Source organism: Methylosarcina fibrata AML-C10 (assembly GCF_000372865.1).
Lineage (GTDB): Bacteria > Pseudomonadota > Gammaproteobacteria > Methylococcales > Methylomonadaceae > Methylosarcina > Methylosarcina fibrata.
On the sequence record NZ_KB889965.1, the window covers coordinates 3,101,483 to 3,113,367 of the forward strand.

An 11,885-nucleotide genomic window follows, 5' to 3' on the forward strand; every position below is an offset into this window, starting at 1 on the left:
AAGGGAATGCTGCTTGATTCTCTCTTTTATTTGTCGTGTTACAGACCCTCCCTTTTTCAGAGCTTCGCAATAGATATCGACGACAATATCCAGGACATCATAGCGTAATGAGTTCGTAGACGAATGCCACATTTCGAGTGCAATCTGGGACAAAAGTTGATGATGTTCACTTGGCTTAAGCAAGGGCTCCATCACGTCGCCGGATACTCTGGCAAGCCATTTTTCAGAAGCCTCACGTTTTACAATGGCATCTACGAAAGTGAAGAAATAGTCATGCGGATTCGTTCCCAGTAAGTCAACTAATTCTGCTCGGCCATTTCCCTCAACGACATCGAACAGACGCCGCACAAGCACCGCCCTCGTAAGTAAGGGATGATCAGGACTCAAGCGGGCCGAAACGATTTCATATATGGCATCGGGCGAGTCAACTTTCCGAAGCTTTCCATACTCACAAAACTGGTCTTCGCTCCATCGCGAAATTGCGAGGCGCGAGAAAGCGACGGAGCGATCACCTATAGCGTCGAAGAGCCTTGCCTGCGTGCGAAAGCTTAAGTACTCGAAAAATGCTTTACGTGCGGCAACGAAAACGGAACCAGAAGAGTCTAATTTCTGAAGAAGATTCCCGAGAGCCGAGATTGCTTCCCCCTTAGATCCTTCGACAAGCATCTCCTCGTATCCGTCGAAGGCGGGCACAACAGCCCCAATTCGCACGAGTTCGATGAAGGCGTCAAAATATAGGTAATTGAAACGTAATTTATTGACCAGTGCAGCAATCACGGAGTCATCAAAAGTTAGGAAGGACCTACCGCTTAAAGGAATCGGAACCAAAAGGGATTGTACTTTCTTCTCTTTGTACCGTTGAGCTTGTATCTGCGCCGCACGATTGATTACTGTCGTTTTTCCTTCCCCTGCATCTGATGTTAAGTAGTCGTCCCTGATTAATTCATAAGAAATTGATTAATATCATATAAATGGATATTTATGAGGTCAAAAATTGCAAGAAAATGTTAAAATGGGTTTTATTTTCTTGCAAATTTTCACCGAAAAATGAAGCCCAAACGTCCTCAGGAAGTTGTGCAAAATGACCTTTTCAAAACTCGCCTGGACGAGTTTTTGAACCCGAAACATGAACTTTATCGATTGGCCAGCAAAATAGACTGGGCTCGGCTGGACGAAGAATTCGGCCCGTTTTTTGAAGCAGAACAAGGCGCCCCGGCGTTGTCGACCCGTTTGATCGCCGGATTGCATTATCTGAAACATGCGGAAGGTTTATCGGATGAAGCGGTCGTTAAACGCTGGGTTGAAAACGGTTATTGGCAGTACTTTTGTGGCGAAACCTTTTTTCAGCATGAGGTTCCCTGTCATCCGACCTCGCTGACGAAATGGCGGCAACGGATCGGTGAAGCCGGCTGTGAGTGGCTGTTGTTATTGACGATCGAGGCGGGCGTCGCTACCCGGACCGTGAAGAAACGAGATTTTCAATCGGTCACCGTCGATACCACCGTTCAGGAAAAAGCGGTTGGCTTTCCGACGGACGGCAAGTTGTACGAAAAATGCCGTCGGGAGCTGGTCAAGCTGGCTGGACAACACGGGCTGCCCCTGCGACAGAACTACAATAAAAAGGCACCGCTGCTGTTAGTGCAATCGCATCGTTATTCATCATGCCAAGCAAATGAAGCGTAAGCAAAAAGCCCTGAAGCAACTGAAAACCCCTGGTCGGTCGTGTTTATCGGGATATCCTGCGGCAACCTGCCGCAACAGGAGCTGGCCGCGCAAAGGGGGCTTCAGGACCGCCCTGGCCAAAACCCAGCGGATTATGAATCAGAAACGCACCCGACAAAAACAAACTCTACAGCTTTCATGCACCGGAAGTGGAATGCATCAGTAAAGGGGAAAGCACACAAAAAATACGAGTTCGGCGTCAAAGTCGGCCATCACGGTGACCATAAAAGTAATTTCGTGCTGGGCGCCAGGAGCTTTCCCGGCAATCCTTATGACGGCGATACCTTGTACTCCTGCCTGGAACAAGCTGAAATCCTGAGCGGTACCCGAGCCAAAGAAGCTTTTGTGGATTTGGGCTATCGGGAGCGAGAAATACCCGGTGTCACCCTGTACAAGTCAAGGCAAAAACGGGGAGTCCATACCCGACGGTTGAAAACCGCGTTAAAACGGCGCAATGCCATCGAGCCGGTGATTGGACACATGAAGAACGATGGGCTTGCTGAGCAGAAATTACCTGAAAGGCCAACTCGGTGATGCCATGAATGCCGTTCTCTGCGCCGCTGGACACAACATGCGTTTAATCCTCAGGCGGTTGAGGATTTTTTGGCCGGAAATCGGGGAAGCCATCTGCCGGTTTTTACAAAATAAAACGGTTCAGGAATCTGTTTATGTTTCCTAATGAGCTGTTTTTTTCAAAAAAATGACTTTTTCAGGGACGACTAAGTACAGGACAGACGTTGCACCCGGAACAGCATTTGTTACTTGTTTTAGAAGCGTCTCAACTACATCGTTCACCTTTTCATCTGCTTCATCCCCTTCAGATAAATCAGGAGAAATCAATCCTGAGGGTGTAACAAAAGGCGACTTTGCAGCTACTTCGGTATTGGTAATAATTCGGTCCGCTAGTTGTGGAAGGCGCGCCACACGTTTAATGATCCAGGATCTGGCCGAGTATTCTTGACCATTTTCAACAATCGAAAGTTGCCTATCTTCTCCCATTGAATATCGGACGGTCGCATCGATTACATCGTCACGAATTTGAGCCACGACCCTTCCCGCTCTGATGTCGACGTCTGATGGTTCATCAGCAAACGCAGTTAAAATTCTTCTGAACTCGTTGATATCCATGTTATTACCTTAAACACTAACCTGTTGATAAAAGCGCTTACTGTCTGTACTAAGCGTACTCATGAGGTGCCGTTGAGTCTTCCAACCTGGTCTAGGATGCAGATGGATAATGTTGCACCTAGTAGTCAGTCACGAAGAAACACAAGGATACAGGCGAGCCAGTTTACGTCGTGCCTGTTGCGTCGTAAATCGCCAATTGACGGGCGTCGCCTTGGTGTTGCGCGGTAGGATATTGGCTTCGACCTCACGCCGGAGGCTCTCTGTGTCCGGTATCCGCTGTGATAAACACATGTTCGACAAGACGGCCAGTTCGATCTCAGCGATGTTTAGCGCAACTGCCATGCTTGGGCGGTGTAGTGAACTCCCAGCCGTCGCGCCAATTCACGGGCTTGCTCTGCCTGGAAAGGCTTCTACAAAGAAGGCGCCATTTTATGGGTATTTCAGATTGTCCAGCACCACCCGGATCACCGCGCGCGTCCGGATAAAGTTCAGCGATATGCTTCATGCTGTGCGCGAATTCGATTTTTGGTCCGCCGCGCGGTGATGTCCACCTGCCGAAAACCGCGTTTAGGTTCGCAGATCATCATCCAAATCGCAGACGCCTTTTCCGTTCATAGCCGGTGTCATAGCGCGGCCGGGTTGACCGGCTCCAGGCGGGAGAGGTTGGCGGACTCTCCGCAATGAGTTGCTTCGGACTTTCGTCGAAACACACAACCGGGCGCAACGGATCCGTAGGGTTCTTCATAAAGGTCCAGCACGTCTTCCATCGCCGCGACAAATTCAGCCACTCACCTCGGGAATGCACCACTCTTGCTTCTGCCAGGGTTTGAGAGTGTTTTTTTAAAAGCTGACGGATGGTTTCATAGCTGCAACGGTCGGCATACGCCTAATTCCACCACTTTGTCCGCCAACACAACCCGCAAGGTCCAGTGATCATGCCCTGTCGGCGCCTCACTACAAGCCAAGGCGATAATATGGGGCGGCCTGCTTCTCCGTCAGTTTTGGGGCACCGTCCTGGACGGGGGCGTTCTTTCAGGGCGGCTTCCGGGCCTTCTTCCACACACCGTTGGCGCGTCGTCAACACCATTGATTCCGAGACACCCAAAGCTTGGATAATGTCTTTATCCTGAATACCCGCTGCCGCTTTTAATAAAATTCGCGCGCGTGTCAGATGGCGTGCCGCGGCTTTTCCTTTGTTGATCATGGCTTCCAAGCCACGCTTTTCGTCTTCAGTCAGATTGACTTTGTATTTAAGAGCTGGCATTGGCTTGACCTCAATCAGTAACCATCAATGCCACTATAGAGTGACTTACAAGCCCAATATATCCTTTTGATTTAAATTGACTGACTACTACCACTATGTCAGACGCTCGTTGCACTAATGCTTGGTGAGCAATATCAGCCACGATCAGGGTATCCACCATCTTTTGTTCATCGCGAACTAGTATGTCGTCCACGCGACAAGAACAACCCATCGTGGAGCAACTGGTGACGTGCGACAACGAATAATATTGAGACAGACCGCAATTTGCACTGGGATCAACGCAGTTTGACCAGGGTAGTGAACGGGTCCGAAACTTACGTAGTCCCCGATCACGAACAAGAGTCTCTTGCAAGGGAGTAACGCAGCCCATTGGGCCGTCAGCCAATTCCACTTTCAGGCGTAAAGGATTATTCTGACCAGGGTTCGGATTACCGACCACCGTTGGTGAGCCTACTCTAATATCAGGAACTAGCCTTTGGGCGGATGTTGTCAGAGTGCCTTGATTACGCCAACCCCCATAAAGGCGAGCCTGAATCGAATTATGGCGATCTAGAACAGACGAGGGTATAACAGGTATTAGCGTTTTTGCTAAACCCACAGCACCTGCACTTTTAAGGTTAGGCTCTACATTATCAAAATCAATTAACATCACTAGCGTAGACACATATGCTCCTTTTTATCTATGCCTCCGAGAGTTAAGGCATAATTGTCAAGACCCACCTGATTATTTACAGTTCTGATAAAAATAGCAGGATGGGATGCCTTGTTTACTAATGATGGACCACTCTACTACATGCGAACTTCTTAAGAGGCGCTTAGTAAATTGAAGTTCCTTACAGAAAACAAGAATAGTTGCTACCGTCCGCTTTTGGCCGACAAGGAGACATTCTAACATATCTAGGCGACTGACTGATGTGGGTCGATGACGGCCTTTCGGAATATGAACTGATTGTGACTAAAAGTGCCAGGTCGAGTTTGAGCTATTACACTTCATTCGACCGCTTTCAGCCCAAAAGGCTCTTTCCGAAAAGCTTGTCCTTGTTATCGTTCGTAAGACCGATAATCGATCTCGTCAATAAACCGCTTTACCTTGGGTATCCGCCGCTTTTTCGCGCTCACGGCGACCAGGCGATCCCGCTTTGGATCGTAGCGAAGCGTTTCGGTCAGTTGGACGCCGGTCAGACAATTGCGGCTTTCGCGCCGCCCGGCTCCGGTTGCGCGGTCGAATGTCTCGATGTCCTCGCCGATCAGGACGATGCGGCCCGAGGCGGCGTCGTAGCGGAAGCGGAGCCGGGTCGTCACAGTTTCTCTCGATCCCCACGTTTCCTCGACGACGATCACGCCTTTGACCACTTTGATTTCGGCTCCGCCGCCTTCGGGTCCGGCCAGCGCGCCGAAGCAGGCGGTGCATCGGAGCAGTCGCCCGGCCAGGGCGATTCGCCGGTAGCCGCCCACCGGCGTTTGCAGCAATACGGCCAATGCGCGCGTCCGCTCCGGAGGCGTTTCTTCTTCGGTCCCGTGCGGCAACGTTTCGATCAGTTCCAGCACGGCGTCGGTTTTGCCGTCGCCGTTGAGATCCTGTTGAAGAGACTCCTCGATCGACCATCCGGCCGGCACAAAATCGGCCGGCCGCGCGCTCTCGATCGGAATCCAGGATTCGTCGATCGCAGGACCGGACGATGCCGCGGCGGCCGTATTGCCGTAAAGCAATACGGCCGACAGCAGGAATCCATAGAAGAAGTCGCGGTTCATAACGACAGGGACGGGGTTCGGGTAACCACCGGTGGCTCAGGGAGGCGTTCAAACCGCTTTGGATCCGATAATATTACGAGGCGCATAAGGATCGAGCTCTCTTGTAAAATTGGCGGCGCTCCTCGATGCCGGTCAGGCCGCCGTTAATCCGCCTTGTAATCCTTTCGAACTCCTGCCGGTCGGCCAGCTCATTCAGTCCGCGCGACTTCCAAAAAGCGCCGGCGATCCGAAAAGCCACCTCGGGATCCGCCGCCCGGTCGGGCTCGTTGACCAGGTCCAGGTTGAGCATTTGGCCGAATAATTGGTAATTTCCCCGCCCGGTAATCTGGATCGGCCCGCGCCCCTTGTACCGTTTGCCGTCTCCCGGCGCTACGTTACCCAGTTCACGGGCTTTCCGGGAGGGCGGTTCGTAATTTCTTTGCGCCGGGGTCGGACCCCAGATTTCTTCCAGGAACCGGAATTCGCCCGATTCGTGCGCGATTTGCGCCAGAAAGGCGGCTTCCCGCAAGGGATTAATGATTTCGAACTCCACCATGGCCTGCGCCAGAAACGGAAAATAATTCTCGCCTACCGATCTTTTCAAGTTGGGCATGATCTGCAGCAAAATATCGACAGTTACCACGAAGGCATCTCCTTGTACGTCCACGTAATGTCTTTTTGATCTATTTCGGACTCGCCGGTTCGGCCGTTCTTCTCAGCCCTTATCAAAGGTCAAGTTTAGCACCGGCTTGCCGATTGGAGAGCAAAAGAAAAAGCCAGCGAGGTTTTAGTAAGCCTCGCAGGCCTTTTCAAGAAGATGCCCAACGGAACGAGGTCATCCTCGCCGTCAATATCGATGACGTTGGCCTGCTATTGAGCCTTGATCGCCTTGAAGCCGATGTCGGTGCGGTAATAGACCTTGTCCCAGCGAATGGCATTCACCCGCCGGTAAGCTTGGGCCTGGGCCTCCCGAATATCGTTGCCGAGGGCGCACACACACAGGACGCGGCCGCCGGAGGTGACGATATCGCCGCTCGGAGAAAGCGAGGTGCCGGCGTGGAATACTTTGTTGTCAGTCGATTCTTCTGTAGATGTAGGCAAGCCGGTTATGACCGCGCCTTTCTCGTAGGCGTCGGGATAGCCGCCCGCGGCCATGACCACGCCCAGCGCCGGCCGCTCGTCCCACTCGCTGACCGCTTCGTCGAGCCGCCCGTCCAGGGCCGCTTCGCACAGTTCGACCAGATCGCTTTTCAGCCGCAACATGATCGGCTGGGTTTCAGGATCGCCGAAACGGCAGTTGTATTCGAGTACTTTGACCGAGTTGTCGCGGCCGATCATCAGGCCTGCGTACAGGAATCCGACGTAAGGCAGACCGTCTTCGGCCATGCCCTTCAGAGTCGGCTCGATAACTTCCCGCAGCACGCGCCGATGAATGTCCGGGGAGACCACCGGCGCCGGCGAATACGCGCCCATGCCGCCGGTATTGGGACCCCGGTCGCCGTCGTCGCGGGCCTTGTGGTCCTGGGACGTGGCCATCGCCAGCGCGTGCTTGCCGTCCGCCATGACGATGAAGCTGGCTTCTTCGCCGGCCAAGAATTCTTCGATGACGACCCGGCTGCCGGCCTCGCCGAAACGGTTGCCCGACAACATGTCCTCCACCGCGGCAATTGCTTCCTCAATGCTTTGCGCCACGATCACGCCTTTGCCGGCCGCCAGGCCGTCGGCTTTGACGACGATCGGAGCGCCTTGTTGCCGAATGTAGTCGATGGCCGGCTCCGTATCGGCAAAGGTCCGGTATTCGGCCGTCGGAATGCGGTGCCGCATCATGAAATCCTTGCAGAAGCTTTTCGAGCCTTCCAGTTGCGCGGCCTTGGCGACGGGGCCGAAGCAGCGCAATCCCGCCTGTTGAAAACGGTCGACGATGCCCAGCACCAGAGGCACTTCGGGACCGACGATGGTCAGACCGATGTTTTCCCGCTCGGCAAATTCCAGCAGCCCGGCAATATCGTCGGCCGCGATGGCGACGTTTTCGATTCCTTTTTCCAGTGCCGTGCCGGCATTGCCCGGCGCGACAAAGACTTTTTCGGCTCTGGGGGATTGTCTGACTTTCCAGGCCAGGGCATGCTCGCGGCCGCCGCTGCCAACGATAAGAATATTCATGATGAAATCTCGAATCAGGTTGAAGGCGCGAGGCGGGAGACAGCCATAGGATCGGCCGTCTTCCCGAACCGCGCGGAAAGATCAATGACGAAAATGCCGCATGCCGGTAAAGACCATGGCGATGTCATGCTCATCGGCGGCGGCAATCACTTCGTTGTCGCGCATCGAGCCGCCCGGCTGAATGATCGCCGAGATGCCGGCTTCCGCGGCGGCATCAACGCCGTCCCGGAACGGAAAGAAAGCATCGGAGGCCATCACCGATCCCGGCACGGCCAGACCTTCGTCGGCGGCCTTGATGCCGGCGATTTTAGCGGAATAAACCCGGCTCATCTGGCCGGCGCCGATGCCGACGGTCCGGCTGTTTTTACAATAAACGATCGCATTGGATTTGACGAATTTGGCGATTTTCCAGGCAAAGAACAAATCCACCAGCTCCTGCGGCGTCGGGGCTCGCCGGGTAACGACCTTGATGTCGTTGATGCCGACGTCCTCGCAGTCGCTGTCCTGAACCAGAAATCCGCCGGCGACGCGTTTGTAATCGAAAGCCCCTTCCTTGTCGTATTGCCAGGCGCCGCAAGCCAGCACGCGAATGTTCTGTTTGGCGGCCAGCGCGGCCTGCGCCCCGGCGCTGACGGCGGGGGCGATGATGACTTCCACGAATTGCCGCTGGATGATCGCCGCGGCTGTAGCTTCGTCCAGTTCGCGGTTAAAGGCGATGATGCCGCCGAAAGCCGACGTCGGATCGGTCGCGTATGCCTTGTCGTAGGCGTCGAGCAGGTTGTCGGACTCGGCCGCGCCGCAGGGGTTGGCGTGTTTGACGATGACGCAGGCGGGCTTGCCGCGAAGGGATTTGACGCATTCCAGTGCGGCATCGGCATCGACCAAGTTATTGTAAGACAACTCTTTGCCCTGCAACTGGGCGGCCGCCGCGATCGTGCCGGATTTCGGGTTCTTTTCCAGATAAAAAGCGGCGCTTTGATGGGGATTTTCGCCGTAACGCATGAGCTGTTTACGGTAGAATTGCAGATTGAGCGTCTCCGGAAACCGGTCTTGCCGCAGATTGGCCAGATACGTGGCGATGGCCGTATCGTAACGGGCGGTATGTTCGAAGCCGGTCAGGGCCAGTTTGAAGCGGGTTTCCCGGCTGAGCATGTTCTGGTTGTTTTTCAATTCGTCCAGAATGCCCGCGTAATCGCCGGCATTGACGACGACCGCCACGTCCTGGTAATTTTTCGCGGCGGCACGGATCATCGTGGGACCGCCGATATCGATGTTTTCAATGGCAGTGGCCAGGTCGCAATCGGCTTTGCCGACGGTCTGTTCGAACGGGTAAAGATTGACCACGACCATGTCGATCGGCTGGATGCCGTTGGCCGCCATGACTTCGTCGTCCACGCCGCGCCGGCCTAAAATGCCGCCATGAATTTTCGGATGCAGCGTTTTGACCCGCCCGTCCATCATCTCCGGAAAGCCGGTATAGTCGGCCACCTCGGTCACCGGAATGCCCTGTTGAATCAGCGTTACGGCGGTACCGCCGGTGGACAGGATAGCGATGCCGAGCCGATCGAGTTCGCGGCAAAAATCGACAATACCGGTTTTATCTGAAACGCTGACCAGAGCGCGAGCAACTTTTTTATTCATGTAATCTTGAGTGAATGAAAGAGGAACACAGGAAGAAACCGCGGCGGCATCGTCACCGCGCCTTAAGAGAGGCCGTACTGCTCCAGTTTTTTACGCAAGGTGCTGCGGCTTAGCCCGAGCGCCTTGGCGGCCTTGGTCTGGTTATGGCCGGAGTAAGTCAAGGTGGCCTCCAGCAAGGGTTTTTCCACCGCACTGATGACCATGGCATGAAGCCCCTCGGCTTCGCTGTCCTTCAACTGCGCAAAATAAAGATCGATCGCCTGCCGAACATAGGCCGATAACGGAACGGCTGTGGCACTTTTATGGTCCGGATCGGCATCCGCCAGCTCGGCCGATTCCATTTCCCTACGTTCCAGATTGATGATTACAGCGCTTTTATTAGATGTTTCCATATTAAATTCCAGCACTTTCATGTTAAAAGATCCAATGCCGAATGCACCAGCATTATTTGTTGGGATGGAATGGAAGCTTGATTGATGCGGTTTCGAATATCCTGGCCGATCGAGGCGTAAGGTCCGAAGTACCAGCCTATGTGTTTTCTGGCCATTTTAACACCAATTGCATTACCGTAAAAAATATATAGCTTTTCCAGATGATTCGCGATCGTATCGCGGAAAACCGCAAGAGACGGCTTTTCGGCTTTTATTCCATGGTTGAGAAAACGATCGATCTGGCCGAACAACCAGGGATTGCCGCAGGCGGCCCGCCCGATCATGACGGCGTCGGCTCCGGTTTCGGCCAGCACGTACCGGGCTTTTTCCGGGGAATCGATATCGCCGTTGGCGATCACCGGAATTCGGACCGACTCTTTCACTTTCTTAATGGTTTCATACTCGGCCTGGCCGTTGAATTTGCAGGCCCGGGTACGCCCATGAACGGTCAGCGCGGCAATGCCGGCGTTTTCGGCGATGTGCGCTATGGCCACCGCATTACGATTCTCTAGATTCCAGCCGGTGCGTATTTTCAGCGTGACCGGGACGTCGACGGCGGCGACCACCGCCTCCAGGATGTCGCCGACCAGTTTCTCGTTCCTTAACAGAGCCGAGCCGGCGGCCACCGAACAGACTTTTTTGGCCGGGCAGCCCATATTGATGTCGATCAGATGAGCCCCCCGCCCGGCATTAAACCGGGCGGCCTCGGCCATGTGTCGGGGATCGGTCCCGACGATCTGCACCGAGCGCAGGCCGACCTCGCCGCTATGATCGGCTTTCAGTAACGTTCTGCCGTGCCCCCGCAAAGCCGGGTTGGACGCCACCATTTCCGAAACGGCCAGCTCCGCGCCGAACTGTTTGCACAGTTCCCGGAACGGGCGGTCGGTGATTCCCGCCATCGGCGCCAGAATCAGATTGTTAGCCAATGTATAAGGGCCGATTTGCATGAACTTTATGCAAAAATTCCTGAAAACGTCGACTATCCGTTTGTTTTAGTCATCCCGAGGTTCACGGAAACGTCAGGATTCGGCCGGCTCGACCGCCTTGGCGGGCTCAACCGGCGCCACCGGCTCGGCCGGTTTAACCGAATCGTTCCAGATCGGATTGTTCAGATCTTCCGGAGCGAGCTTGACTCTGTCTTCCGGATAAATATGCCAGAAAGATTGATCGATGGGCGCATTGCTGTAGCCCGGTTTCTTCTCGTGAGCAAAAGGACACCACCAGTTTTCGATGATTTTGACCATGTACGCGTGCCACTCGAACACGGCCACGCTGACCGGGCAATACCAGGTGCAGTTCAATATCCAATACAATTTGGATTGGGACAGGCTCAACTTGAAAGAGCCGTCCATGGTGATCTGGTTTTTCAGATTGTAACGGTGGCTGGCACGGTCCGGAAGAAAATCGGACAGGGTCTTGATGTTTTTTCCGCCGATCAGCCGTAAATGATAATAGCTCAAATAGGCGCTGATGAAGACGAAAGGCAGCGTCAGGATCGGCAGATAAACGAAAACCAGACCGATCGCTCTCCGCCAGACCGGAACCTGTTTGTGATGTTTGCCGATTTCAGCCCGGACGGAACACGATTCGCATGCTTTCATTTTTTTCTTTCCTCCTCTTTTTGTGATGGGTGGTTGGTTGTTGGCGTGGTTTCGCTTTCGTACAGGAGCTGATAAATGCTCTGGCAACCGGCGCAGCAAAACTTCAGTTCGCCTTGTGGCCCTTGTAACGTAAATCCTTCAATCTCGACAAGTTGGCCGCAAAGAGCGCAAGGGGATTGGTATTCTACATTGGCCATCAAGATGCCT

Annotated in this window: 12 protein-coding genes and 1 pseudogene; 1 reads left to right on the top strand and 12 read right to left on the bottom strand. The window is 53.9% G+C overall.

Annotation, left to right across the window (positions count from 1 at the left end; translation table 11 throughout):
- The first annotated feature begins 1,047 nt into the window (after nucleotides 1–1,047).
- Nucleotides 1,048–2,401 (top strand): annotated as a pseudogene (locus A3OW_RS26025) (IS5 family transposase).
- Here A3OW_RS26025 and A3OW_RS0114640 read toward each other — a convergent pair.
- The 12 genes from A3OW_RS0114640 to A3OW_RS27205 form a co-directional block, all read right to left on the bottom strand.
- Nucleotides 2,398–2,850, bottom strand: a complete 453-nt coding sequence (locus A3OW_RS0114640; RefSeq protein ID WP_020564197.1) for a hypothetical protein — start codon at nucleotides 2,848–2,850, stop codon at nucleotides 2,398–2,400. The pseudogene A3OW_RS26025 and the gene A3OW_RS0114640 overlap by 4 nt on opposite strands.
- 129 nt (nucleotides 2,851–2,979) lie before the next feature.
- The gene (locus A3OW_RS27910) at nucleotides 2,980–3,192 is read right to left on the bottom strand and encodes a hypothetical protein (RefSeq protein ID WP_157385906.1); all 213 of its coding nucleotides are present in this window, start codon (nucleotides 3,190–3,192) and stop codon (nucleotides 2,980–2,982) included.
- A gap of 281 nt (nucleotides 3,193–3,473) precedes the next feature.
- Nucleotides 3,474–3,638: a hypothetical protein gene (locus tag A3OW_RS27915; RefSeq protein WP_157385907.1), complete on the bottom strand. Its 165-nt coding sequence runs from the start codon at nucleotides 3,636–3,638 to the stop codon at nucleotides 3,474–3,476.
- Between the two features lie 98 nt (nucleotides 3,639–3,736).
- Nucleotides 3,737–4,114, bottom strand: coding sequence for a helix-turn-helix domain-containing protein (locus A3OW_RS26030; RefSeq protein ID WP_157385908.1), 378 nt, complete (start codon nucleotides 4,112–4,114; stop codon nucleotides 3,737–3,739).
- Between the two features lie 1,041 nt (nucleotides 4,115–5,155).
- Nucleotides 5,156–5,866 carry a hypothetical protein gene (locus tag A3OW_RS0114655; RefSeq protein ID WP_020564199.1) on the bottom strand — a complete coding sequence of 237 codons (711 nt, stop codon included), beginning with the start codon at nucleotides 5,864–5,866 and terminating at the stop codon, nucleotides 5,156–5,158.
- A 73-nt stretch (nucleotides 5,867–5,939) separates the two neighbouring features.
- Entirely contained in the window at nucleotides 5,940–6,488 is a 549-nt protein-coding gene (locus A3OW_RS0114660) for a glycoside hydrolase family 19 protein (RefSeq protein WP_198291324.1), read from the bottom strand.
- 227 nt (nucleotides 6,489–6,715) lie between these two features.
- Nucleotides 6,716–8,005 (bottom strand): phosphoribosylamine--glycine ligase, encoded by a 1,290-nt coding sequence (gene purD, locus A3OW_RS0114665; RefSeq protein ID WP_020564201.1) that lies wholly within the window; start codon nucleotides 8,003–8,005, stop codon nucleotides 6,716–6,718.
- Between the two features lie 81 nt (nucleotides 8,006–8,086).
- Entirely contained in the window at nucleotides 8,087–9,646 is a 1,560-nt protein-coding gene (gene purH, locus A3OW_RS0114670) for a bifunctional phosphoribosylaminoimidazolecarboxamide formyltransferase/IMP cyclohydrolase (protein ID WP_020564202.1), read from the bottom strand.
- A gap of 62 nt (nucleotides 9,647–9,708) precedes the next feature.
- A complete protein-coding gene (locus A3OW_RS0114675; RefSeq protein WP_026223622.1) occupies nucleotides 9,709–10,038 on the bottom strand; it encodes a helix-turn-helix domain-containing protein in 330 nt (109 codons plus the stop codon).
- A gap of 17 nt (nucleotides 10,039–10,055) precedes the next feature.
- Nucleotides 10,056–11,024 carry a tRNA dihydrouridine synthase DusB gene (dusB, locus tag A3OW_RS0114680; RefSeq protein WP_020564204.1) on the bottom strand — a complete coding sequence of 323 codons (969 nt, stop codon included), beginning with the start codon at nucleotides 11,022–11,024 and terminating at the stop codon, nucleotides 10,056–10,058.
- Between the two features lie 72 nt (nucleotides 11,025–11,096).
- A complete protein-coding gene (locus A3OW_RS0114685) occupies nucleotides 11,097–11,678 on the bottom strand; it encodes a hypothetical protein (RefSeq protein ID WP_020564205.1) in 582 nt (193 codons plus the stop codon).
- On the bottom strand, nucleotides 11,675–11,875 hold the full coding sequence (locus A3OW_RS27205) for a heavy metal translocating P-type ATPase metal-binding domain-containing protein (protein ID WP_083918218.1): 201 nt from the start codon (nucleotides 11,873–11,875) through the stop codon (nucleotides 11,675–11,677). The genes A3OW_RS0114685 and A3OW_RS27205 overlap by 4 nt, the downstream gene beginning before the upstream one ends.
- Nucleotides 11,876–11,885 lie beyond the last annotated feature (10 nt).

Bases quoted from the DNA above. Each gene is read 5' to 3' on its own strand.
- A3OW_RS0114675 (WP_026223622.1), bottom strand. From the start codon at position 10,038: ATGGAAACATCTAATAAAAGCGCTGTAATCATCAATCTGGAACGTAGG.
- A3OW_RS0114655 (WP_020564199.1), bottom strand. From the start codon at position 5,866: ATGAACCGCGACTTCTTCTATGGATTCCTGCTGTCGGCCGTATTGCTT.
- A3OW_RS27205 (WP_083918218.1), bottom strand. From the start codon at position 11,875: ATGGCCAATGTAGAATACCAATCCCCTTGCGCTCTTTGCGGCCAACTT.
- A3OW_RS0114640 (WP_020564197.1), bottom strand. From the start codon at position 2,850: ATGGATATCAACGAGTTCAGAAGAATTTTAACTGCGTTTGCTGATGAA.
- A3OW_RS26030 (WP_157385908.1), bottom strand. From the start codon at position 4,114: ATGCCAGCTCTTAAATACAAAGTCAATCTGACTGAAGACGAAAAGCGT.
- A3OW_RS0114685 (WP_020564205.1), bottom strand. From the start codon at position 11,678: ATGAAAGCATGCGAATCGTGTTCCGTCCGGGCTGAAATCGGCAAACAT.
- purD (WP_020564201.1), bottom strand. From the start codon at position 8,005: ATGAATATTCTTATCGTTGGCAGCGGCGGCCGCGAGCATGCCCTGGCC.
- A3OW_RS27910 (WP_157385906.1), bottom strand. From the start codon at position 3,192: ATGGCAGTTGCGCTAAACATCGCTGAGATCGAACTGGCCGTCTTGTCG.
- purH (WP_020564202.1), bottom strand. From the start codon at position 9,646: ATGAATAAAAAAGTTGCTCGCGCTCTGGTCAGCGTTTCAGATAAAACC.
- dusB (WP_020564204.1), bottom strand. From the start codon at position 11,024: ATGCAAATCGGCCCTTATACATTGGCTAACAATCTGATTCTGGCGCCG.